The sequence below is a fragment of the Pseudomonas graminis genome, from assembly GCF_013201545.1.
Taxonomy (GTDB): Bacteria; Pseudomonadota; Gammaproteobacteria; order Pseudomonadales; family Pseudomonadaceae; genus Aquipseudomonas.
On record NZ_CP053746.1, the window covers coordinates 267,083 to 289,565 of the forward strand.

Annotated in this window: 19 protein-coding genes; 5 read left to right on the forward strand and 14 right to left on the reverse strand. The window is 57.4% G+C overall.

The features are described 5' to 3' along the window. Positions 1–42 precede the first annotated feature (42 nt). The 4 genes from FX982_RS01270 to FX982_RS01285 all read right to left on the reverse strand — a co-directional run bounded on the left by FX982_RS01270 (position 43) and on the right by FX982_RS01285 (position 5,784). Complete coding sequence (locus tag FX982_RS01270; RefSeq protein WP_172609341.1) at positions 43–2,298, reverse strand: DNA sulfur modification protein DndB; 2,256 nt, start codon at positions 2,296–2,298, stop codon at positions 43–45. Between the two features lies 1 nt (position 2,299). Beyond that, positions 2,300–2,950, reverse strand: coding sequence for a GIY-YIG nuclease family protein (locus FX982_RS01275; RefSeq protein WP_172609342.1), 651 nt, complete (start codon positions 2,948–2,950; stop codon positions 2,300–2,302). 818 nt (positions 2,951–3,768) lie between these two features. Then, positions 3,769–5,022, reverse strand: a complete 1,254-nt coding sequence (locus FX982_RS01280) for a glycine hydroxymethyltransferase (protein WP_172609343.1) — start codon at positions 5,020–5,022, stop codon at positions 3,769–3,771. Positions 5,023–5,058: 36 nt separating this feature from the next. After that, positions 5,059–5,784 (reverse strand): GntR family transcriptional regulator, encoded by a 726-nt coding sequence (locus FX982_RS01285; protein ID WP_172609344.1) that lies wholly within the window; start codon positions 5,782–5,784, stop codon positions 5,059–5,061. Positions 5,785–5,946: 162 nt separating this feature from the next. Between FX982_RS01285 and FX982_RS01290 the strand changes: the two genes are divergently transcribed. The 3 genes from FX982_RS01290 to FX982_RS01300 all read left to right on the forward strand — a co-directional run bounded on the left by FX982_RS01290 (position 5,947) and on the right by FX982_RS01300 (position 9,387). Further along, positions 5,947–7,158: a pyridoxal-phosphate-dependent aminotransferase family protein gene (locus FX982_RS01290; protein ID WP_172609345.1), complete on the forward strand. Its 1,212-nt coding sequence runs from the start codon at positions 5,947–5,949 to the stop codon at positions 7,156–7,158. Positions 7,159–7,259: 101 nt separating this feature from the next. Further along, positions 7,260–8,558, forward strand: a complete 1,299-nt coding sequence (locus FX982_RS01295) for an MFS transporter (protein WP_172609346.1) — start codon at positions 7,260–7,262, stop codon at positions 8,556–8,558. Between the two features lie 64 nt (positions 8,559–8,622). Beyond that, positions 8,623–9,387, forward strand: a complete 765-nt coding sequence (locus FX982_RS01300; RefSeq protein WP_172609347.1) for a 2-keto-4-pentenoate hydratase — start codon at positions 8,623–8,625, stop codon at positions 9,385–9,387. 62 nt (positions 9,388–9,449) lie between these two features. On the opposite strand, the gene FX982_RS01305 is transcribed toward FX982_RS01300, so the two are convergent. Continuing rightward, entirely contained in the window at positions 9,450–11,126 is a 1,677-nt protein-coding gene (locus FX982_RS01305) for an NAD-dependent malic enzyme (protein WP_172609348.1), read from the reverse strand. 670 nt (positions 11,127–11,796) lie between these two features. Here FX982_RS01305 and FX982_RS01310 point away from each other — a divergent pair. Beyond that, positions 11,797–12,381, forward strand: coding sequence for a polyribonucleotide nucleotidyltransferase (locus FX982_RS01310; RefSeq protein ID WP_172609349.1), 585 nt, complete (start codon positions 11,797–11,799; stop codon positions 12,379–12,381). Positions 12,382–12,488: 107 nt separating this feature from the next. On the opposite strand, the gene FX982_RS01315 is transcribed toward FX982_RS01310, so the two are convergent. The 3 genes from FX982_RS01315 to FX982_RS01325 form a co-directional block, all read right to left on the reverse strand. Continuing rightward, positions 12,489–12,863 carry a DNA-binding protein gene (locus tag FX982_RS01315; protein ID WP_172609350.1) on the reverse strand — a complete coding sequence of 125 codons (375 nt, stop codon included), beginning with the start codon at positions 12,861–12,863 and terminating at the stop codon, positions 12,489–12,491. A gap of 3 nt (positions 12,864–12,866) precedes the next feature. Then, on the reverse strand, positions 12,867–13,457 hold the full coding sequence (locus FX982_RS01320) for a nucleotidyltransferase domain-containing protein (protein ID WP_172609351.1): 591 nt from the start codon (positions 13,455–13,457) through the stop codon (positions 12,867–12,869). Between the two features lie 160 nt (positions 13,458–13,617). Further along, entirely contained in the window at positions 13,618–14,253 is a 636-nt protein-coding gene (locus FX982_RS01325) for a LysE family translocator (RefSeq protein WP_172609352.1), read from the reverse strand. A 305-nt stretch (positions 14,254–14,558) separates the two neighbouring features. Between FX982_RS01325 and FX982_RS01330 the strand changes: the two genes are divergently transcribed. Next, positions 14,559–15,638, forward strand: coding sequence for a diguanylate cyclase (locus FX982_RS01330; protein WP_172609353.1), 1,080 nt, complete (start codon positions 14,559–14,561; stop codon positions 15,636–15,638). A gap of 2 nt (positions 15,639–15,640) precedes the next feature. On the opposite strand, the gene FX982_RS01335 is transcribed toward FX982_RS01330, so the two are convergent. The 6 genes from FX982_RS01335 to FX982_RS01360 all read right to left on the reverse strand — a co-directional run bounded on the left by FX982_RS01335 (position 15,641) and on the right by FX982_RS01360 (position 22,236). Then, on the reverse strand, positions 15,641–16,528 hold the full coding sequence (locus tag FX982_RS01335) for a hypothetical protein (RefSeq protein ID WP_172609354.1): 888 nt from the start codon (positions 16,526–16,528) through the stop codon (positions 15,641–15,643). Between the two features lie 52 nt (positions 16,529–16,580). Then, positions 16,581–17,012, reverse strand: a complete 432-nt coding sequence (locus FX982_RS01340; protein ID WP_172609355.1) for a hypothetical protein — start codon at positions 17,010–17,012, stop codon at positions 16,581–16,583. 53 nt (positions 17,013–17,065) lie between these two features. Then, positions 17,066–17,776, reverse strand: a complete 711-nt coding sequence (locus FX982_RS01345) for a hypothetical protein (RefSeq protein WP_172609356.1) — start codon at positions 17,774–17,776, stop codon at positions 17,066–17,068. A 188-nt stretch (positions 17,777–17,964) separates the two neighbouring features. Next, positions 17,965–18,237: a LuxR C-terminal-related transcriptional regulator gene (locus tag FX982_RS01350; protein ID WP_172609357.1), complete on the reverse strand. Its 273-nt coding sequence runs from the start codon at positions 18,235–18,237 to the stop codon at positions 17,965–17,967. A 392-nt stretch (positions 18,238–18,629) separates the two neighbouring features. Continuing rightward, positions 18,630–19,949, reverse strand: a complete 1,320-nt coding sequence (locus FX982_RS01355; protein WP_172609358.1) for an MFS transporter — start codon at positions 19,947–19,949, stop codon at positions 18,630–18,632. Between the two features lie 115 nt (positions 19,950–20,064). Beyond that, positions 20,065–22,236: a TonB-dependent siderophore receptor gene (locus FX982_RS01360; RefSeq protein WP_172609359.1), complete on the reverse strand. Its 2,172-nt coding sequence runs from the start codon at positions 22,234–22,236 to the stop codon at positions 20,065–20,067. Between the last annotated feature and the right edge of the window lie 247 nt (positions 22,237–22,483).

Consider the following 22,483-nt stretch of genomic DNA (forward strand, 5'->3'; position numbering starts at 1 on the left):
AGATGGAGAGGCGCCGATGAATCACCGGCGCCCTTCAAAATATCACAAATCAAGCGCGTAATTTTCGTCCGAGGAGTTCGGATAATTTGACGAGACAGCCTTAGCTGTACCGAAAGTACTTCGATCTAGCTTGATTGTTTTCTTGTGAATACTTTTCAGAAAATCTTCAAACAATGTAATGGACCTTTCGCGAATCTCTGATTTAACTTCTTCAGACAAGCTGGTCTCAAGCACCGTGTGCTCTTCGCAATGCAAGCGTAACCGGCGTTGGTACAAGCTTGCAACAACTTGCTCGCGCGATTTTTGCCGATCCTGCTGTACGAAATCTTGGATAGCAGTGTTCTCCGAAGTCCACAACTCTAGTATCAGATATCGGAATTTTGGCCACTCAGAAGGTTGAAGTTCACCTGAGAGTACGACCTGCCTAAAAGTGGCTCCTCCCGGAACCACACTTACTCCGCCACTTAAATCCAAAAACCCTTCAAATGATTGAATGAGGCATTCCAAATCTCTGATGTTCCTGGGAGAAAAAAGACCATTCAACGCAGACACATATTCGTCTAACAACTCATTTGCTGAGCTACTCATTGGGGCTGAAATAGCGTGGACCGCCTCCACAAATGTACAGATCACTGCAGTTTGAAATGCAATTGTTGAGAAGACGTTGTCAAATAGCCTGTCGATAGAATCTTTCAATGGCCTTGCGACCAGATCATCACTAATTACTTGCTTTTTTGCTGGCCCGCTGAGATGACTTAAGAACAGCGCTGCCCGCTGCTCTTTCATCGATTGCACCATCTCACTTCGCCCATTGATCGTGCCCTCAACCCGCTTGAGCGTGGCTTTGATCCCCGGACTCGTCCAACCTGGCTCAGCATCAACAACGCGACGCTTAAGCCCCTCACTAAAATCATCAAAGGTCCTAGATGTGGCCTGACCATCAAAAAGCATCTTCTCTAGAGCTGTATCACGCCGATCTACTAATTGCTCATGTAACCAAATTGTAGCCGTAGAAAACGCTTCAAATGGCCAGATTTTTCCCAAGAGTTTATTGATAGTTGGCACGTAATTGTTGGTCCATCTCTGTCTGAATACCTGGGCTATCTCATCAGAATAATTAAACCGAGAATTCGCATCACGCTGATCGGACGTAAGTTCATCTTTAAGATCCAATCGATTATACGCTTCATCTAATTTTTTCCTCGGCGCGCCAGTTTTACCTCTGGATTCGATTCCACGTACCGGGTCAAACATCAAAATATGTTCGATCGCATGGTATAGATGACTTACACCGCTGAATGCAACATCGCTACCAATTTTTACTCTGTCACCTTCTTGGTCGAGCTCAATATTCCATATCCGCAAGGCAGTATCATCTTTAGTTCCTAACCCCTTTACGAAAGACAAAGTCTCTCTCAGACACTCCGCCACTATATCCTGATCGTTTAGTAACTTGTTTCTAGAATCTGAAACTCTTTTAGCAGTTTTATTGAGCGTTAGAAAAACTCTACGGGCCGCTCGGACCACATCTATATCTTGCTTCTGAGTGCCATCTAGTTGTGGAAACGTGCATATCAGAACTGGTAGTTGGAGCTCACTGAGATCATAGCTACGTATCTCTTTTTCAGGCCAAACTTTATAATAGTCCTCATAGGGACTTCTCCGCGCGTCTGTCCAGCCACTTTTCAAGTTTCGATAAAGCGCTAGCAACGCCATCGCACGATGCTGGCCATCGACGATTGCCAGCGCGCAATTATCACGGGACAAACTTAATTCTGCACCATCAGAAGACATTACCGATCCACTCTTGGAAAACTGAGTAAAACGAAACTGCTCCTCACCCTGCATGCCCGCCGTAATTTTTTCTTCGTTATGACCCGGGTGCTCCTTGGATGCCTCACTTTCCCTGAATACGGTTTTATACATCTCTGAGGGGACACGACTGTTGTTCTGTAGAGGCAGAGCAACCGCAACTATCGGGGGGAAGAGCTTGATAAGGCCTGCAGTGGAGTTATCCAACAGGTACGGAATCAACTCTAGCGAGACCCGAGCGTCGTCGATATCTCGTTGCATGATCTCATCGAAACCAAGCTGCGCAAGATCAAACACCTCCCTAACAGGTGCCAACATATCTAACAACTGCGCCTGCCCCTGCCGCTCAGATAGAGTAACGTGCGTCAGCAGGTACCTAACCTCGACTCCAGCGCTAGAGCCGTCTTCCGCACTTACCCTAAATGTACCGATAGTCCCTTTTAGGTGCACATCTAGCGCGCTTTTATCCTCGGTCAATAAAGCCATTTTAGTTCCTTCCAAATATAGGGTAGTTTATGCGGTTAAGAATATTTTCAATATCGTTGTGTTCATCAGACTCCACCTGAACCGGAGAAACATGAACAAATAGATTAGTAGGGTCAAAGTTACGAGCTACAACCTGCTTCGCAAAGCCTGCCTCGATTTCATCATCAGAGCTAACCGTTGACAAGTTATTACGCAGTTCGATGATCTTCGCTTTGTGTTGACGCAACCTGCGCCTCAGATTCTTAGCCATTCCTATGTAAAGTGGGGCTGTGAATGCCGGAGCTGCTCCTTTCAACACATTACATATAACCTCAAAACGCTCGGGCGTCTCAACAAGCTTGTTAATCAACGAATCAGACTTTGACGGCTCGTGCAGGATCTCACCACTATACTTAGGCTTGAGTTGACCGCGCAACATCACACGATACGAAGTTTCACGGTATGGATTAAATATAAATCTATCCAGCGCAAGACAAACTTCTTCCCTTGCACTTTGATCGCTAACAGCCTTAGCCTGGTTAATTTTCCGGACGACATCTATAATGTCAGCCTTGGAAATTATGAGTTGTGAATACCATGCATAAACACCAGCTTCAAGCGGAGCGAGGTCAATTTCCGACCAATCTAAATATATTCCAGCGCTTACTTTCATGAGCCACACCTTATCGCATCGCGTTTTGCATGATAACCACTTCTAGGCCAGGCGGCAACACCGTTGTTTTATATAAGATACTTTGTGTGCATCTAAACTACCAATCCAGAACTAAAGAAAAGCTTTGCTGGTTGTGTGACAACCGTGCGCCTCGCTATCCGTGCCTACCAGTTCAGCTGGCAACGTTTAAAACCCATTCATAAAAAATGTTAAAGACATTAGTTTACTTAACGCTCCAAGCTGTTAACTGTGATAAGAAAATCTTAGCACATCAATATGATCGATACTTGTGATTAGCTCATGCTAATCAAGCGTTTTTTTCCATACAAGTCGGCCACTCTAGACTTAGTGAGAGAGCTGGCTATTACTCATTCGTATTGAGCCTCCAGAGCCAGCCCCCTATCCGCTGCAGGTATGACTCACGCTCCATCAACTACCGTAGACACAACCGGCCGAGTTAATGAGTGTCTGGCTACACAGCTAATGAACGGAGCGCCTCTGCTTCGCTGAACGGCAAGTGCGAAGCCGGCCGAAATCAAACACAAGCGGACAGAATGACTTCAGAGCGCATAAAAGTTCCCGCCCCCCCCTCCCCCGCACATAACATTTTCGCTAACAAATAGTTACCCGGGTTTCATTTGCCCCCGCCGTCCATCGTTCCTAAAGTGGCTTCACCCCATCGAACCCGCCCAGCGCAGGAACGATGGAAATCCACACCCAAGCCGGAGAACGTCAAACGCCTGACCAGCTTTTAGCATTTTGTTTCTGTCGTTTCGCTGCGTCGTTGCTCCCGACGTGGTGCCTCCAAGCTCCAAACTTCAGCCGCTCCCCAGCGGCTTTTTTTTGCTCAGCATTTGCTGAATGCGCCCTGCCATTTGCGCCGTATCTGCGACCGGGCTAGCGCGCAGCCGACCGCAAGCGCCAACACGCAAAACATCGCCCAGCAGACGCGCTACCTCTGTCATGTCCCGCGCTTCCATCCCTCGGCGAGTGATGAACTGCGTCCCTAGCCGCAACGCCTGATGCCCTGCGCGGGAAGGATCAACACACGTCCCGATGAGAACCCCCTGCGCCTGCAGCGCGAGCATCACGGTGCGTGGATCAGCATCCAGTGACAGCGGCAGCAAGAGTTGATGGGTGTGCACTTCGCCGTCATTCGCCCCTATAACAGGCAACCCGGCATCGACCAGCGCGCGATGCAGCGCCGCGCTGTTGCTGACAATGCGGGCGGCATATTCGCGGCCACCGGTCTGGGCTTCGGTGAGGGTGACCGCCAGAGAGGGCAGCCGGCCGGCGTCGTAGTTGGCAAGCATCCGGGTGTCGAGCAGGTTGCGCAGGGCCATCGCGTCGTCCGGGTTACGGCCGAGCACCAGTCCTTGGGGGCGGCCGGGCAGGGTTTTGTAGGTGGAGCTGCTGATGAGGTCGACGCCGGCGTCAAAGAGGTTGGGGTACGTGGCGCCGGCGATCAGGCCCAGCACGTGGGAGGCGTCGAACAGGGTTTTGGCGCCGACCGCACGGGCTGCGCTGACCACCGGGGCGATGTCGTCGGCCTTGATCATGACGCTGCGGCCGAGCACGACGAGCCTGGGGCGGGTTCGGGTGATCATCTCGGCCGCACGCGCTGCGTCGAGCTGGCAGTTGCGGCGGTCGAACGGCAGGTCTTCAACCACCAGACCCGCTAATTCAGGGGTCCCCCCTCGGCGTTGGCTCAGGTGCCCACCGTGCTCGGCGGCAGGCGCCAGCACCTTGTCACCCCGTCGGCAGTAGGCGTGGAAGATGGCCAGGTTGGCCAGGGTGCAGCTGGCCAATCGGACTTCCGCCCATGCCGCGCCGAACAGGGACATGGCCGCCTGGCTGGCGAAGGTTTCAAGCTCGCTGACCAGTTCGGTGTCCGGCTGTTCTTTGTGACCGGTCGGGCCCATGGCCGGGTAGGCGCTGAGCGCGGGGTTGTACGCGGCGATGGCGCGGGCGCTGGGGAGGTTGGCGCCGGCATAAAGCATGAGGCGCTGGGTTTCCAGTTGCGGCAATCGGTCGGCACAGGCGGCGAGCAAGGCATCGAGATCACGGGGCATGGTCGGCAGCTCCCTTAATGGCTAATCAACAATCAGTCAACGGCGAATGGAATCCGGGTGCTCGGATTCATCCCTGACCAGCAGCATCAGCGCATCGCGTTTTTCCAGTAGGTGGTGGCGCAGGATGCTGCTCAGGCGCTTGCCGTCCCGGGCTTGCAGGGCCTCGATCATTTCTTCGTGGTCGTGCAGCGCGCGGTCCCATTTTGGGGCCTGATGATTGGAGAGAAAGCGTAATGCGTGGATGCGCCGGTTCAGCGACAGGTAGACCTGACGCAGCGCCGAGTTGCGCGCGGCCAGGTTGATCAGGTCGTGGATGGCGCGGTTGCGCTGGTAGTAACCCGGCAGGTCGTTCTGGTTTTTGCTGACCACCATGGCGTAGTGCAGTGCTTTGATGTCTTCGATTTCCTGGGCGGTGATGCGCTCGCAGGCCAGCTCCCCGGCGAAGGCTTCGATGCCGCTCATCAGTTCGAAGGTTTCGCGAATCTCCAGCTCCGACATGCGGGCGACGCTGGCGCCACGGTTCGGGTTGATTTCGATCAGCCCTTCTACGGCCAGCACCTTTAACGCTTCGCGCAATGGCGTGCGGGAGATGCCGAGGGTTTCGCACAGCTCGCGTTCGTTGAGCTTGGTGCCCGGGGCGAGCACGCCCTCGGTGATAAAGCCGCGCAAGTGATCGATGACGATGTCATGCAGGCGCTGGCGTTCGACTTTGGGCATTAGCCGGGCGTCGGGCTGTCCGCTCATTTCTTCAGTATTTTGCATTCAAAAATCCTTCCTGGACCCGCTCTAGCGCCGAGTCCTTATTCGAAAATGCTCCAGTTCGCTGGGGAGATTAGCGTAATTAGGCCGTTTGACACAGCATCACCCTGTGCTAGGTTAATTTTGAATTCAAAATACAAAACTATAAAAAACCAGGAGTCACCGATGCTGAAGCTCGATTTCCACCCTGCCGGTCGCCACTTCCTTCAGATTCCGGGGCCTAGTCCGGTTCCGGATCGCATCCTTCGCGCGATGAGTTACCCCACTATTGACCACCGCGGCCCGGAGTTCGGCGAGCTGGGGCTCAAGGTGCTGGAAGGCATCAAGCAGATCTTCAAGACCGTGCATCCGGTGGTGATTTATCCAGCGTCCGGCACCGGTGCCTGGGAAGCAGCGCTGTGCAACACCCTGAGTTCGGGCGACGAAGTGTTGATGTTCGAGACCGGCCATTTCGCGACGCTGTGGCAGAAGATGGCGCTGAGTCTGGGCCTCAAGCCGCAGTTCATCGGTCGTCCCGGCATTGAAGGCTGGCGCGGTGGCGTCGATGCGCAAATGATCGAAGACCACCTGCGCGCTGACGGCGGGCATCGCATCAAAGCCGTCTGCGTCGTGCACAACGAGACCAGCACCGGCGTCACCTCGGACATCGCGTCCGTGCGCAAAGCCATTGATGCGGCGGGCCACCCTGCCCTGCTGCTGGTCGACACCATCTCCGGCCTGGCCTCTGCTGATTATCGTCATGACGAATGGGGCGTGGACGTGACCGTTTCCGGCTCGCAGAAGGGCCTCATGTTGCCGCCTGGCATCAGCTTCAACGCCCTGTCGCCGAAAGCCATCGAAGCCAGCAAAAGCGCCGGTTTGCCCCGCAGTTTCTGGGCGTGGGACGAGATCATCGAGATGAACAAGACCGGTTACTGGCCCTACACGCCGAACACCAACTTGCTGTACGGCTTGTCCGAAGCGCTGGACATGATCCTCGGCGAAGGGCTGGACAACGTGTTCATCCGTCACAACCGTCTGGCGAAGGCGTGCCGCACCGCCGTGACCGCCTGGGGCCTGGACATTCAGTGCGCCGACCCGAGCGTTTACAGCCCCGTGCTCACCGGCGTGATGACGCCTGAAGGCATCGACGCCGACCAAGTGCGCAAGACCATCTACGAGCGCTTCGACATGTCCCTGGGCACCGGCCTGGGCAAGATGAAAGGCCGCATGTTCCGCATCGGCCACTTGGGCGACTGCAACGACCTGATGCTGATGGCCACCCTCACCGGCTGCGAAATGGGCCTGCAGATGGCCGGCGTGAAACTTCAGTCCAGCGGCGTGCTGGCCGCCATGGATTACCTGGGAGGGCAATCGGTACCGCTGCGACGCGACTAATGCCACACCCCGCTGCGGCACGCCCGCAGCGTTTTTGACACATCTCACTATCCCGAATCATCGCGTTGTCAGCGAACACAATAAGAAACTGGAGATAGCACATGAAGTTTTTACGTCTGCGCCCCACCACGGTGGTGCTGTTCATGCTGTGCGCCATGTATTTCATTACGTACCTGGACCGCGTCAATGTCAGCACCGCCGCGGTCGGTTTCGGTAAAGAATTCAATCTGACCAAGACCGAGATCGGCATCGTCTTCTCGGCCTTCGCGTATCCCTATCTGATCTTTCAAATCATCGGCGGCTGGGTCAGCGACCGATTCGGTGCCAAGCGAACGCTGGTGGTGTGCGGGCTGATCTGGGCGAGTGCCACGGTGCTGACCGGGCTGGCCGGCGGCTTCGTTTCGCTGATCGTCGCGCGGATCCTCCTTGGCCTCGGCGAGGGCGCGACCTTCCCGGCAGCAACCGCCGCCATGTCCCGTTGGATTCCCAAGGAAAAACGCGGCTTCGCCCAAGGCATCACCCACGCCTTCGCTCGCCTCGGCAACGCATTGGCGCCAGCGGCGATGATCGCGGTGATGGCCACCTACGGCTGGCGCGAATCGTTTTATGTCTGCGCGGCCACCAGCTTCGTCTGGGTCATCCTGTGGATGGTGGTGTTCACCGAGCACCCGAAAGACCACCCGCGCATCTCGAAACAGGAACTGGACACCCTGCCGCCGCCGAAAGTGAAGTCAAGCGTCGTGCTGCCGTGGGGTCGCCTGTTCAAGCGCATGGCCCCGGTCACGATCGTTTACTTCTGCTACGGCTGGACGCTGTGGCTGCTGCTCAGCTGGGTGCCGATGTACTTCATGAACATGGGCCTGGACTTGAAGGGCACGGCGATTTTCGCTTCCACCGTTTTCTTCGGTGGCGTGGTCGGCGACACCTTGGGCGGTATCGTCAGCGACCGTATTTATGCGCGCACCAAGGATCTGAATAAGGCGCGCAGCCTGATGGTTGCCGTGTGCCTGGGCCTGACGTTGCTGTCGCTGGTGCCGCTGATGTTCACCAAAGACATGCACATTTCCCTGGCCTGCCTGGCGATCGGGTTTTTCTTCTCCGAGATGACCATCGGCCCGATGTGGGCGATTCCGATGGACATCGCGCCGGACCATTGCGGCACCGCGAGCGGCATGATGAACACCGGATCGGCCATGGCCGCCATCGTCAGCCCGGTGGCCGCCGGTCTGTTGATCGACAAGTTTGGCAACTGGCAGCTGCCGTTTCTGGTCAGCATTATTCTGCTGGCGATTGGCGTCGTGCTGTCGTTCCGCATGAAGCCGCAGAACAAGTTTGAGTACGGCACACCTGCTGCGCCGCTGGCCCCGAATGTGGAACCCGCGCCGGTGATCAGTAAGTAAAGCGACAACGGAAGCCGCCTTTGGGCGGCGTTCTCACGCGAGCAACCTGAATGGAGAACCCTTTTTGGACACTGACACCCAACCTACGCGCCTGGCACAGCTGATCGTCGATGCCCAGAACAAACATGACCTGTTGGGCGAGCTGAATTTCGAGCTGAACCCGCCTGACCGCGACGCGGCCTACCTCACGCAACAGAAAATTCTGCGCTTGCGTGGCGTTGAAGCGGGCGGCTGGAAGATCGGTTCGAAGTCTGCGGACGGGCCTATTCAAGGCTCTCCCCTGCCCCGCGATTGCCTGTTTCCATCGACCGGCACACTGGACCGCAGCGTCTATCCGCCGGTGGGTCTGGAACTGGAAATCGCCTTCCGTTTCAACCGCACCTTCAGCCCGCAGGATGAGGCGTACAGCGACGACGAGGTCATGGCCGGCATCGGCGAAATGGCGGCCTCCATCGAGGTGGTGTCCAGCCGGTTTGCGGCGTGGCCGAAGATCGAGCCGCTGACGCAATTGGCTGATCTGCTTAACCACGGCGCCTTGGTGGTGGGTGATTTCGTACCTTACGATGTGTCCTTTCCCTTCGTTGAGCCGACGCTGACCTTCACGGTGAATGGCGAGAGCATTGTGCCTTCCAAAGCCGCCAATCCCGCAGGCGATCCGCGACGATTGCTGCCGTGGCTGGTCAACCATCACACCCTCAACGGTCTGCCGTTGCCCGAGGACTTCGTGATCACCACGGGCTCTTACACTGGCATGCACTTCGCCCAGGGCATGGCTGAGGTGCTGGGACAGATCGACGGGTTGCCGCCGGTTTCATTGACACTGGCCTGACGCTTTACCTCGCTGCCATAAAAAACCCGCCGAGCTGGCGGGTTCTTTTCGCTGTGCAGCTTTTAGTCAGGGCGGCGAACATACGACCGGTAAACCGGCTGCCAGAAGTCCTTCTCGATGGCCGCTGTCAATTCATCTTCCGATTGCGGTGGCGCCACACTGTCGCGCTGGGCCGCCATGCCGACGGCGAACGCGATGCGCTTGCTGACCGACTGAACATCCCGTAACGGCGGCAGCATCTGTCCTGCCGCTGCGCATTCAGCCAGTGCCTGGGCCGACGCCATCAGCATGCCATCGGTGACGCGGGTGGCTTTACTGGCGATAGCGCCGAGGCCAATGCCGGGGAAGATGTAGGAGTTATTGCACTGCGCGATGGGAAAGGTTTTGCCCAGCACCTCAATGGGTAGAAACGGACTGCCCGTCGCCACCAGCGCCTGCCCGTCGGTCCATTGCAGAATGTCCTTGGGGTGCGCTTCGATCTGCGAGGTCGGGTTGGACAGCGGCATGATGATCGGCTGCGGACAGTGGCTGTGCATCGTCTCGACGATCTGCTGGGTGAACAGTCCGGCCTTCCCTGACACGCCAATCAGCACCGTAGGTTTGGCGTTGCTGACCACCTCCAGCAGGGAGGGCCAGTGGGCGCTGAAATCCCAGCCGTTGAGTGAGTCGCTGGAATGGGCGAGGCGCTGTTGGAAATCGTAGAGGCCCGGCTGGCGGTCGGTCAGCAGCCCTTTGCTGTTGAGCAGATACACCTGGCTGCGCGCCTGGTCTTCAGACAAGCCTTCAAGCTGCATGGCAGCGATGATCTGCTCGGCGATCCCACAACCCGCTGACCCGGCGCCTACGAACGCGACGGTCTGATCGGACAAGCGCTGGCCCTTCATCTTGCAGGCGGCCAGCAAGGTGCCGACGGTGACAGCGGCAGTGCCTTGGATGTCATCGTTGAAGCAGCAGAGCTGATCGCGAAAGCGCGCCAGCAACGGCATGGCATTGGTCAGTGCGAAGTCTTCGAACTGCAGAATGGCTTCCGGCCAGCGGCGCTGGACGCCCTCGACGAATGCCTGCACGAACCCATCGTATTCGGCGCCGCGCACACGCTCCTGGCTACGGCCGAAATACAGCGGGTCCGCCAGCAGTGCCGGGTTGTTGGTCCCGACGTCGAGCACCACCGGCAGCGTGTAGGCTGGGCTGATGCCACCGCATGCGGTGTACAGCGACAACTTGCCGATGGGAATGCCCATGCCGCCGACGCCCTGATCACCCAGGCCGAGAATGCGCTCGCAATCACTGACGACGATGACTTTGACGTTGTCTTTGGTGACGTTGTTGAGGATTTCGTCGATGCGGTCTTTGTCGGCGATGCTGATGAACAGGCCGCGATGACTGCGGTAGATGCGGGAAAATTCCTGGCAGACCTTGCCGACGGTGGGGGTGTAGATGATCGGCAGCATCTCGTCGAGGTGGTCGTCGACGACGCGGTAGAAGAGTGTTTCGTTGGAATCCTGGATCGAGCGCAGGAGGATGTGTTTGTCCAGATCGGTCGCGCAGGCCTGGTACTGGTGATAGGCGCGGCTCGCCTGTTGTTCGATGGTCTCGACGCGTTCGGGCAGCAGTCCCTGCAGGGCCAGGGCTTCACGCTCGTCGAGGCTGAACGCGGTGCCTTTGTTGAGAAGTGGGGTGCCCAACAACGTGGGACCGGCGAAAGGGACTTGCAAGGTGCGATCAGCGGCATGGGTCATGTCTGTCTCCTGTGCTTATTGTATTTTGAATTCAATGTACACCTTTGGCCTGGAAAGCCAATGCACGAATGGAAATCTGCGGTGCTTGAACTGGCCTCTTCCCGGCTGAAGCCGGTCCCACTAAACACCGCGTACACCCAAGGAATTGGCTCATGGCGCACACCCTGTGGGACCGGCTTTAGCCGGGAAGGCGTCGGGTGTCTCGCTGCAAATCGTGTGTTGTACATACCGGCCTCTTCCCGGCTGAAGCCGGTCCCACTAAATAACGCATACACCCCGGGAATTGGCTTATGTCGCACACCCTGTGGGACCGGCTTTAGCCGGGAAGGCGTCAGGCGTCACGCTGCACATCTTGTGTTGTACATACCGGCCTCTTCCCGGCTGAAGCCGGTCCCACTAAACACCGCGTACACCCAAGGAATTGGCTCATGCCGCATACCTTGTGGGACCGGCTTTAGCCGGGAAGGCGTCAGTCGTCACGCTGCAAATCGTGTGTTGTACATACCGGCCTCTTCCCGGCTGAAGCCAGTCCTACGTAGATACCCGTTCGCCCCATCGGACCGGCATTAACGATTGCCGCTGACACCCTCACCCTCACGACTATCAACCTGCCATCACCCTCAGGCAAAATGCCGGACCTATGTAGGAATCATCCCCAGGAGTGGTCGGAATGCGCTTGTTCAGTTTAAGAACCCTGCTGGTCTGCACCGCGTTGGCTTCATGCCTGGGCATGGTCGGCGCGCAGGCCGCGACCAAAGCCCAACCTGCGCCGAAACCTTCCGGGCAAAAAGTCGCGATGCTCGGCGGCAAATTTGCCTTCACCCTGCCGAAGGACTACGTCAAAGGCCCCATGGAAGAGATCGACGCCAAGGCCAGAGCTGCAGGCGTCACCGGCTCGCTGTACATGAACAAGCCGGCCAAGCGCGTGGTGATCATCACCGAAACGCCGCTGCCCAATGACCAGAAGGTCGGCGCCAATGACAAGCCAACCCTCGACGGCATCATCGCCGACACGCTGCAACAGCAGCAGTCCAGCTACAAGGACTTCAAGAAGCTGGGTGAGAAGAAGATCGTACGAAAAGGCCTCGGCATGCGTCAGCTGGACATCTCAGGCAGCGTAGACGGCGGCCGGGTGTTGAGCACGACGATTACAGCGGCCTACGGCAAACGAACCGCGATGGTGAACGTCATCTCCCTGGCGAAAGACGCCAAGGCCCACGCGGAGGTGGTGAAGGGTGTGACCGGCGGGAAGTGAGGGTTGCTGCTTTTTCGGCAGCGGTTGCAGCCGAAAAAGCAGCGAGGGGATCGGCGTTAACTTTGAGCTTGTAGCCAAGCGTCTACATCCGACAAAAACGCACTAGCTTAGGCTACGGCTTCCTCGGCCATAGCCTCGCTGACCGGATCACCCGAGTAGTCGCTCAGGTTGCGCTGCTTGCGGAGGCCATCGAGGATGATCATTCGCTTTGGCTCGAAGCCGATGGAGAGAGGTAGCGTTTGAATCATGGTCTGGTGGTGACCTGGCTTGCTAGTCAGGGTACGGAATCCATTTGCTTGAAGTGCTGCGTTGGCGCCTTGCATGATGGATTTGTACGCCATGTCAAAACGCCCTTCGCTGCTCATCCCTGACAGCTTCGCGTCTTCCAGACTTCTCCTCGCCGCCGCCATCAGTCGCTCAACATTCGCCGGATCTTTAGGGATACTTTCCAACGCTCTGCCCAGCAGGTTTTCCAGCGTCATAGGTCACTCCTTGTGAGGGCTCAGATCACGTTCCGAACCGATGACGAACAGCTTAGGCTTGGTCATCAGGTCACGCACGAAGCCGCCCCGCTGTGCTAACAATTGGAACCACTCTTGCTCCGGATACTGCTTGGGATTGATTTCTCTGCCCAAGACTTCCTGTAGCGGATAAAGGTGGGTGATGAGCTCACCGAAATTCACCGTCCCGATCACCAGAAGGTCGATGTCGCTGGCGGATGTTGCCTTGCCCGCAGCGGTAGAGCCAAAGACGAAAGCCGTTTTGATTCGGTCGGATAAGGGGGCCAGGGCATCAGCGATGGGCGTGACTAAACCATCGGTCTTGCGCAGGATTCCGACCAGCTCAGGAAAAACCACGCAATCCTGATTTGCCTGGTACTGCATTTGGTTACCTACGGGCGACTTGAGCAGCAATCCCGCTTCCACCATCTTGCTCAACTCGCGACTCAGCGTTCCCGAGATTGTCCCTGTCAGCCGCGCAATCTCGCGTTGATGGTACTGACGTTCGGGGTGTAACAGCAGCAAAGCCAACACCTTGCGGCGATAGTCAGAGAACAGAAACTCACCAAGAGTCATGATAGCCACCGAAATGCTGCTTTAAAGGCAGCAATTGAAGCCTTAAAAGCAGCAGTGATCAAGCGTCCAGATTCGTTGTACACAATCGATCTGATAAGACGCGCCCTCAGCCTATCGCCAAGGCTGATTAATGGCGGTCATGCCTCGAAAGCCTCCACTCTCACCGCCTGCCCTCCGCTGCCATCCGCACCGCAAACCCGAACAACACCGTGCCCATCAACCAGCGGTGCACTGCCGCCCACCCCGGCTTCTGCGTCAGAAACATCGCAATGGAACCCGCCGCCATGGCGACCATTGCGTTCACGCTCAGGCTGACCACTATCTGCGCGCTGCCCAAAACCAATGACTGGCTGAGCACGCTGGTGCCGTTGCCAATGGTGATGAATTGCGGCAACAGCGACAGGTAAAGCACCGCGACTTTGGGATTGAACAGGTTGGTCATCAGGCCCATGAGGAACAGCTGCCGGTTGCTGTCGTGCGGCAAATCCTTTACCTGAAACGGTGAGCGACCGCCCGGCCTTACGGCCTGCCAGGCCAAGTACAGCAGGTACGCGGCACCGGCCATGCGCAGCGTGTCGTAGGCATAGGGAACCGCCATCACCAAACCGGTGATGCCGAACGCCGCGCAGAGCATATAAAAGATGAAACCGGCTGCCACGCCGCCGAGGGAGATCAGACCCGCCCTGCGTCCTTGTGAGATGGATCGCGAAATGACGTAAATCATGTTCGGCCCTGGCGTCAGCACCATACCGAGGGCGATGAGGGAAAAAGCGATGAGGTTTGAGAGTTCGGGCATCGTAGGCTCCTGCCGGCGTCACGGAATGCACATCCGGACCGCGCCGAATTGCTGCCCTATTTCAGCCAACCTTTGTAGAACGGTCTATATACAGATGGCCGGAAAACACGCCATGACAGACGACACCCAACGCTGAGCCAGACGACACATGCATCACCGCACCCTGTGGCGACAGCCGGCGTGAATTATTTACTCAATAGTGGCAAAGGGCTCTTCCCAGCATCCCATTGGCGAGCGACACTCGGCGTCGTTGGTCGTGACCGATGTATCAGTCGGGATGCTGCGTTATAACCCGGTGAAGCGCTATGAACACTTCGGTCCAAAAAGGTCTTTCCTTCGCCAGACGCATGTACCTGCCGCGCAGCATCGGTCTGGGCATTGGCTTCTTCGCGGTGGCGGCGGCGCTGTACCCTTCCCATCCGCCAACCTGGGTATGGATCGCCATGATCGCCCACGGTTACGGCTGGCCGCACATGGCTTTCCTCCTCGCCAGGCGTTCCCCTCAGCCCTATGCCGCCGAGCGCCGCAACCTGATTTACGACTCGCTGGGCGGTGGCTTCTGGGCGGGAGCGATGGGAATCAGTCCGCTGCCCACCGTGACGGTGCTGTCGATGATGGCGATGAACAACATCGCAGCCGGTGGCTTGCGTCTGTTTGTGTTGGGATCGCTGGCGCAGATCGCGGGCGCGCTGGCGGCGTACACCCTCTTCTTGCCGGCGTTGTTCCCCCATGTCACTCAGCTGCAGCTCTTCGCCTGCCTGCCCATGCTGGTGATCTACCCGATGGCGATTGGGCTGGTCTGTTATCGCGTCGCCGTGCAGCTGTCCAAAAGCAAGAAAGCGCTGGAAAAACTCAGCACCACCGACAGCCTCACAGGCCTGATGAACCACGGCGCGTGGAAGGATCGACTGGCGCTCGAATTCGATAAGTGCCAGACCCTCAACCGCCAATACAGCGTGGCGTTGATCGACATCGACCACTTCAAAACCATCAACGACACCTACGGCCACATCACCGGCGACAACGTCCTCAAGCAACTCAGCAACACGCTGTGTGCCAGCCTGCGGCAGACCGATCTGGCCGGCCGTTACGGCGGCGACGAATTCTGCGTCATCTTGCCCGACACCACTCTGGCCCAGGCCACCGAGATACTCGAACGCCTGCGCCGCACGGTCCACGACCACGCCCACTCGGCCCTTCCCGATCTGAAACTGAGCCTGAGCATCGGCGTTGCGGCGCACGGCGCGCACCAGACCGACGCCGCCCAGTGGCTGCACGAAGCGGACATGGCGCTGTACGACGCAAAAAGCGCCGGGCGCAATCAGGTCACGCCGGCGCGGCCGTCCACCAAGGTGTGTGCGCACGAGGGCGCGGCGCTGGGGTGAATTCAGCGCTTCATGCGCCTCAACGTTTCGAACAGCGTAGGGACAGCCGTTTCCTTCAGATAGGCAGCGATGATCTCGCGAATGGAGCGTTCAGGCTGGGTATGCGAATCAGTGTCAGCACATGCCTTATCCGCTGCGGGCGCATCACTGACATCAGGCTTCGTACCCTTCAAGAACGGCACGCTGCCAGAGAGATCGTATACCTCCTCAGAAATGTTCCGGATCCAGTTTTTTTGATCAAATGAAAAATGGTGGAATTGCCGGCCAAAGTCAGCAACCACGTTTCCATTTTCAGAAAATTTGTTGACGATCTGCTCGAGGAAATGAAAATTCAGGCTGCTAAACGGGCTGTAATCGACGTCCAATGCAAAACGCAGAAAGCCGCGATCAATGGCTGTCGTGCTGAAAGCACTTCCCTTCAATATGCGATGGGCAGTGTTGGCACTTTCCTCATTGAACGAGTAAGACACTTCGTGGCCTTCCGTATCAAACCGGTTAAGAGGCCGCTGCGGGATGATTTCGCGTCCATTGTCCGTTCGCCGGTAATGAGCAATGGACCAAGCCAGATCGTCCACATAGCCAAGGTCGGCCTCTTCTTCGCTCGCGAACTCATAGACTGCCGTCAGTAGATTCCGGTCTTCAGGCAATAAAAAAAGCGTGGGAAACAAGGCCGTCATGGCGGGATCGTATTTCACGGTGGCTGGCTCAAAAGTATGGCCATTAAAAAGCCGTGACATCATCAGCCCTTTTCCGCTGATAGTGACAGGTGACTCGGGTATTTGCTGCGCGCCTTGGGGTGAAGCGCTCAAAGCCTCCTTGATTTCGGGTTGAGTGATAGCCAACGAGGAAGCGGACTGAACATTGATCTTTTCTGGAATTGAAATACTCATCACAAATACTCCACTGAAGTCCGCCCTCGCCTAAGCGAGGACGGCATGAGTCTTACTCAATTACGTTAAATGTGACCTTGTCCTGGCCAGATGGCCGACTATTTCTTACTCCTCCAGCTTTTGTTGTGTGACGGATATTCAACCCCGCGCCAGGAAAAAAGCTTTCGCCTTTAAACTCATGATTTATGCCTGTCGTACCAGGCTCAATAGGAACACAACGGGTATCACCTCTATACACCCGAAAACACAACTCTACTTCTTCCCCGACGCTTTGAGGATAGCTTGTCGTACTCCATTCAATGGATACAACTTTACCGGACTGCTGCCTGCGCGTTTCACGACTGCCAATTGAATAAACAGAAAGTCCCGTACCACCCGGCACCGTGATTCGATTCGGCGTATCCACCATTGTGACCGAATACTCCCCTGCCGTTGCCGACATTGAGGCAAACATAAATACCAGCGATAAATACCGTACATCCATACCAAATATCCTTATTATCGTTTTGCGTTAATCCGAGACGAAGTGCCCGAAAGTTACGGAAGCATTTCTGCCGAATTATGAATTTGATTGAGCAGCTCTTTAGGCGTGACTGTTTCAAATATTGCAGCAAGGCTGTCGCCCAATATCAGCGGCCCATACAGCCCTTCTTCCCGATCCAGATGCGTTTGCTGCACGTCGCGGTAGGCCTCGGGGTAGATGCTTTTTTCGATTGGCAGCAGCCGGTCGTAGTGCTCGAGCAACCCGCGAAAGACAACCCGCCGCTCGGTGACGCCGCGAGTGGTGGCGATCAGTTTGATGAAGAAATCCGAGTCGCTCTGGCGCATGGCTTCATACGCGGCGTAACGCTCAGCCAGGGTGTATGCACCGGTCTCGTTAAACACCACGCAGCACAGGTCCTGACGCGAGCGCGAGCCGAACGGGTTGTTGGCCGCGCGCCGGCGATTGCTCTGCGCCAGCGCGAAGGCCACCGCCCGTTCGGCCTCGTTCATACGCTCCGCGTTGCCAAGGCTGCAGAGGTCATCCAGCGCAGGGGCCTGACGTCCCAGTCGCTCGACCTCTGCACTGAAGGTGGCAAAGATGCCGTGTGGCCCGAGCCATTGCTTGTGCAGCTCGCTCAACTGGTCTCGGGACAGTTGGCTTTGCTCATCGACCAATTGCTGAAACGCAGTGGAGACGTCCGAAATGTGGTGTGCCTCGATGTGCTGTTGTTTCAAAGGCTCAGACGTTGCGACTTGAATGGTCATCGATTCCATCCTTATTATTGATCATTATTGTGGGTGCGCCTTGACGAGCACTTTTATTGAAGAAATCAAAGCACTGACAGCGAAGTCATTATTCAAAAAATCGCGCATTACGAAACACACGCCACCGCAGCAAATCTCGATGACGACGGGTTATAAGTGTGGACTATCAAATTGGGTTAATTATGCACTTACCGGTCAACGGAACAATCCGTCAGATGTAGGGGTGTGGCCAGTTTTTTCTTTCTCGGCGCCGTGATGTGCAGCGCAATGAGCTGTGCGCGATTCTTCACCTCGTTCTTTCGCAGCAATGCCGAAACGTGGTCGCGGGCCGTGTAATCACTGATCCCCAGCCGTTGCGCGATGTCTTTGTTGGTATGCCCCTCCAGCAAGAGAAGCAGGACTTCCTGCTCTCGGGGAGTGGCTTTATTTAATCGCTTACGCTTGCGTTCTTCTTCCAACATTCGCCCTCAACCGTCTCTGCGACTTGCCGACCCCAGCATGACATCTGCCTGGGCTGTGACATTGTTTTTATTGATATTCAGGTTTTTAACGCTTTAATGATTTACACAGTCAAGCCCGGTTAATAACCGAACAATAACAAGTAAACTTTCCTACAGATATTCGCGAAGCATCCCTACTCAATCACGCAGACAAACTATTCGAACACGACCCCAGTAAAGGCCGTGTGGATATATAAAAGCGGGTCAGTTGTATAGACAGGGACAATAAACGCTGCAAATGATAATTACAATCATCTGTTACAAATCAGGGGATCAATCTCGTTTGGAATGGCACGGATTTGAAATCCGCACCACTGACTCGACACGGGCGCCATTGCGACGCCCCTGCCCTCTCAATTTCCAGCTCGCGCTACCCGCGGATCATCGACCTGCATGCCCTTGCGCAGGCCAAAGAACATGGCCGTCACCAGACCGACCGTGCCCATGATCACGCAATAACCGACGCACACCCACGGGCTCCAGGGCATCAAGGCGATCAGCGCCAGCGGCGTGGTGCTTGCCCACAATGCGTAGCTGATGTTGTAGGTGAGCGAGATGCCGGAGACGCGAATGTTCGCCGGGAACAGTCCGACCATCACCGAAGGCACGACGCCGACAATGCCACAGGCCAGGCCGGCCAACGCGTAAGCGATGCTCAACGGCAACCAGTGACTGACCAGACTGGCGTAAAGCACGCCGACGCCGACGGGCAGCAACAGGCTGTAAAGCACTACGCCACGCCAGGCGCCAATGCGATCGACCAACATGCCGGCCAACACGCAGCCGATGTTCAAGAAAACGATGCCGACGCTGCTCAGGGCGAACGTGTCGCTGGGACTCATGCCGAAGCGCTGCTGCATCACCGTAGGCGTGATGACCACCAGCGTCACGACAGCGGACGTCAGCACGCAGGTCAGCAACGCCGCCGGCAGCAGAGATTGCCGGTGCTGGCGTAGGACAGCGCGCAGCGGCAGTTCAGTCATGCCCTCGCGTTGGGCATGCATCGCCATGAACACCGGCGTTTCGCTCAGCCAGCGTCGCAGCCACACGCCGATAACGCCGAACACGCCGCCCATCAGAAACGGGATGCGCCAGGCGTAATCGAGGATTTCCGCGTGGCTGAACACTTTCGCCAGCCAGGTCGCGGTCAGCGCACCGATCAGGTAACCGAAGGTCAGTCCGGCCTGCAGAACACCCAGCGCATAACCGCGATGGCCTTTCGGCGCGTGCTCGGCGACGAACACCCAGGCGCTCGGCACTTCGCCGCCGACGGCCGCCCCCTGAAGGATGCGCAGCGCCAGCAGAGCCAGCGGTGCCCAGTAGCCGATGTCGGCATAGGTCGGCATCACGCCGATCAGCAGACAGGGCAACGCCATCATCAGGATGCTGAGGCTGAACACGCGCTTGCGCCCCAGTTTGTCGGCGAAGTGCGCCATCAGAATGCCGCCCAGCGGGCGCGCCAGGTAGCCGGTGACGAAGATGCCGAAGCTTTGCAGCAGGCGCAGCCACTCGGGCATTTCCGGCGGGAAGAACAGCTGACTGAGCGTCAGGGCGAAAAACACGAAAATAATGAAATCGTAGATTTCCAGCGCCCCGCCCAGTGCCGCCAGGCCAAGGGTTTTGTAGTCTCCCCGGCTGATGGGTTGTGGGCGTGGTCGAAGAATGGCTGTCATGAAAGACCCCAAATCACAGGTTGAAACGCACTCGGGTGCGACAAAGGCGCGCAGGATAACAAAGCTGAAGGCTTGCGGGCGGATCGCTGACGGCTGACGCGTTTCAGCGGCTGATTTAAAAATTCACCGTCGCCGAAACCCGCGCCGTACGCGGTGCGCCGAGGAACAGGTAATCGTCCCCCAGGTATTCGCCCGCGTCGCGCCAGTAGCGCTTGTCGAAGAGGTTGTCGACGGTCAGGCGCAAGACCGTGTCGTAGCCCTCGATCTTTGTGCTGTAGCGGCTGCCTGCGTTGAACACCGCGTAGTCGTCGACTTTCACCGAGCCTTCGCGGTTGGCGTATTTGCTGGCGCTGTATTGCACGCCGCCCAACAGCGCCAGCCCTTGAACCGGCAGTGCGTAATCGGCTGAGAGGCTGCCGCGGAATTTGGGCACGTTGATCGCCTGATGATCCTCATACGCCGCGGTGCCGCTGTCTTCCACCCGTGCGCGAATGGCCGCGACGCTGGCCGACATCTGCAACTGCGAGGTCACGTAGCCGTTGGCGCTCAGCTCGACGCCGGTGTTTTTCTGCTGGCCTTGCTGGACGAAGGTCAGGCTGCCGTCGTCCTGAGGTTTCGAATACTGATAGGCCTGGCGGGTTTGAAACACCGCTGCGGTGAAGCTCATGCGGCGCCAGTCGTATTTGATCCCGGCTTCCAATTGACGAGAGATCGTCGGCGCGAGGATTTCCCCGACATTGCTGTCGAACACCGACGCCGTGCCGCCCAGGGACAACCCTTTGCTGTAACTGGTGTACAGCGAAACGTTGTCGATGGGTTTGTAGATCAGCGCGGCCTGGGGCAGGAAGATCCAGCGCTCGGTGTGCCGGTTGTCGCTGCCGTCCTCGTTGTAGGCCTTTTCATCGAGCTTCACTTCACGCCCGCCGATCACTGTCTGCCAGTGTTCGTTGAAGCTGATGCGGTCGGTGGCGAAAAGCCCGTACTGGCGGCTGTCCAGGCGCCGTTCGGTGTGGCCCACGGACAGGTCCGACGGCGCGAAGCTGTCCGGCGTCTCGTTGATATTGCCGGAGCCGACGTATTCGCTGAAATACGGCCGAGTGTCGACCGTGCGACGGAACGCGCTGCTGCCGAAGGTCAGCTCATGCTTGAGCCAGCCGGTGTCGAACAGGCCGGTCATTGACGCTTCGACTTCATCGTTGCGTCGCGTGTCGTCCGGGCTGCGGAAGTCGTAGATGTCGTAACCGCCGCTTGGCGTGAAATGCCCTGTCAGCGGCTCGGCAGGACAGTCGCTCTGGTAGTAGCAGCCGTAGGCGAAAGCGCTGTAATCGTCGATGACCACGCGGCTGCGTGACGCGCTGAGGCTGGCTTTCCAGTCGTCGCTGAGGCGGTATTCGTAGCGCCCGGTCATGTTCAGCGAGTCGATGCCCACCGGGTTCGAGCCGCTTTGATAGCCCAGCAGTTTGCGCGGTGAAGCGTCATGGGGCAGCTCGGCGCCGCCCAGCAGCTGATAGCCCGGCACCGAGCGCTGTTCCTTGGTCTGGTATTCGACGTCGAGCTGCAGGGTGGATTGGTCGTTGATGTTCCAGTCGAACGCCAGCGAGGCGAAATCCCGCTGGCCATTGGCGTGCTCGACGTAAGAGCGGATGTCCTCGTGGGCAACGTTGGCGCGCAGGCCGAATTGCTTTTCGCTGCCGAACCAGCCGCCGACGTCCGTGGCGATGTAGCGCTCGCCGTGCTCGTTGGTCGAGACGGTCACCGAGCGCACGTCTTCCGGGCGCTTGGTCTTGTAATTGACCACGCCCGCAGGCTCCGACACGCCGCTCTGCAGGCCCGACAGCCCCTTGAGCAACTCGACCTGATCCTTGTTTTCCAGCGCCACGTTCTGCTCGCCGGTGATGCTGCGCCCATTGATGCGGTAGCTGTTGGCCGCGTTGAGCGAGAAACCGCGCACGACGAAATTCTCGTAATAGCCCACCGGCGCATAGCTGTCGCCCACCGACGCGTCGTTGCGCAGGACGTCGCTGAGCAGCTTGGCCTGCTGGTCCTTCAGCCGCTCGGCGGTGAACACCGATATCGACGCCGGCGTATCGCGCAGCGGCGCTTCGCTGAACCCGCCAACCGACGCGCCACTCGCCTGATAGATCGACTCCTGCTCCCCCGTCACCCGCAGCGCATCCAGCGTCACCGGCTCGGCTTCCTGAGCCGCCAGCCACGGCGAAGCGAAAGCGATACTCAGCGGCAACAGCCGACGGGTGAAACCGGCAGCGGGACGGGACGAGGTGATCATCGGCGGGTGAGTTCCTGGTGATGGACAGTCGGGCAGGGAGAAACGCAAGCCAGTTCGGCGGCGCCTCTTTTACGTTCTGCGCGGCGTTTTTACAACCGGGATGATTTGGAATTCGGCATACGGACGGCTTTCGTAGGACCGGCTTCAGCCGGGAAGACTGCGACACTGACAACACAAACGCGTCGGATGTACCGGCCCCTTCCCGGCTAAAGCCGGTGCTACTCGATAACGTTAGTCATCGTTTTAG

Excerpts from the sequence above, each read along its gene's own strand:
- FX982_RS01270 (WP_172609341.1), bottom strand. The coding sequence starts at position 2,298 with ATGGCTTTATTGACCGAGGATAAAAGCGCGCTAGATGTGCACCTAAAA.
- FX982_RS01275 (WP_172609342.1), bottom strand. The coding sequence starts at position 2,950 with ATGAAAGTAAGCGCTGGAATATATTTAGATTGGTCGGAAATTGACCTC.
- FX982_RS01280 (WP_172609343.1), bottom strand. The coding sequence starts at position 5,022 with ATGCCCCGTGATCTCGATGCCTTGCTCGCCGCCTGTGCCGACCGATTG.
- FX982_RS01285 (WP_172609344.1), bottom strand. The coding sequence starts at position 5,784 with ATGCAAAATACTGAAGAAATGAGCGGACAGCCCGACGCCCGGCTAATG.
- FX982_RS01290 (WP_172609345.1), top strand. The coding sequence starts at position 5,947 with ATGCTGAAGCTCGATTTCCACCCTGCCGGTCGCCACTTCCTTCAGATT.
- FX982_RS01295 (WP_172609346.1), top strand. The coding sequence starts at position 7,260 with ATGAAGTTTTTACGTCTGCGCCCCACCACGGTGGTGCTGTTCATGCTG.
- FX982_RS01305 (WP_172609348.1), bottom strand. The coding sequence starts at position 11,126 with ATGACCCATGCCGCTGATCGCACCTTGCAAGTCCCTTTCGCCGGTCCC.
- FX982_RS01310 (WP_172609349.1), top strand. The coding sequence starts at position 11,797 with ATGCGCTTGTTCAGTTTAAGAACCCTGCTGGTCTGCACCGCGTTGGCT.
- FX982_RS01315 (WP_172609350.1), bottom strand. The coding sequence starts at position 12,863 with ATGACGCTGGAAAACCTGCTGGGCAGAGCGTTGGAAAGTATCCCTAAA.
- FX982_RS01320 (WP_172609351.1), bottom strand. The coding sequence starts at position 13,457 with ATGACTCTTGGTGAGTTTCTGTTCTCTGACTATCGCCGCAAGGTGTTG.
- FX982_RS01325 (WP_172609352.1), bottom strand. The coding sequence starts at position 14,253 with ATGCCCGAACTCTCAAACCTCATCGCTTTTTCCCTCATCGCCCTCGGT.
- FX982_RS01330 (WP_172609353.1), top strand. The coding sequence starts at position 14,559 with ATGAACACTTCGGTCCAAAAAGGTCTTTCCTTCGCCAGACGCATGTAC.
- FX982_RS01335 (WP_172609354.1), bottom strand. The coding sequence starts at position 16,528 with ATGAGTATTTCAATTCCAGAAAAGATCAATGTTCAGTCCGCTTCCTCG.
- FX982_RS01340 (WP_172609355.1), bottom strand. The coding sequence starts at position 17,012 with ATGGATGTACGGTATTTATCGCTGGTATTTATGTTTGCCTCAATGTCG.
- FX982_RS01345 (WP_172609356.1), bottom strand. The coding sequence starts at position 17,776 with ATGACCATTCAAGTCGCAACGTCTGAGCCTTTGAAACAACAGCACATC.
- FX982_RS01350 (WP_172609357.1), bottom strand. The coding sequence starts at position 18,237 with ATGTTGGAAGAAGAACGCAAGCGTAAGCGATTAAATAAAGCCACTCCC.
- FX982_RS01355 (WP_172609358.1), bottom strand. The coding sequence starts at position 19,949 with ATGACAGCCATTCTTCGACCACGCCCACAACCCATCAGCCGGGGAGAC.
- FX982_RS01360 (WP_172609359.1), bottom strand. The coding sequence starts at position 22,236 with ATGATCACCTCGTCCCGTCCCGCTGCCGGTTTCACCCGTCGGCTGTTG.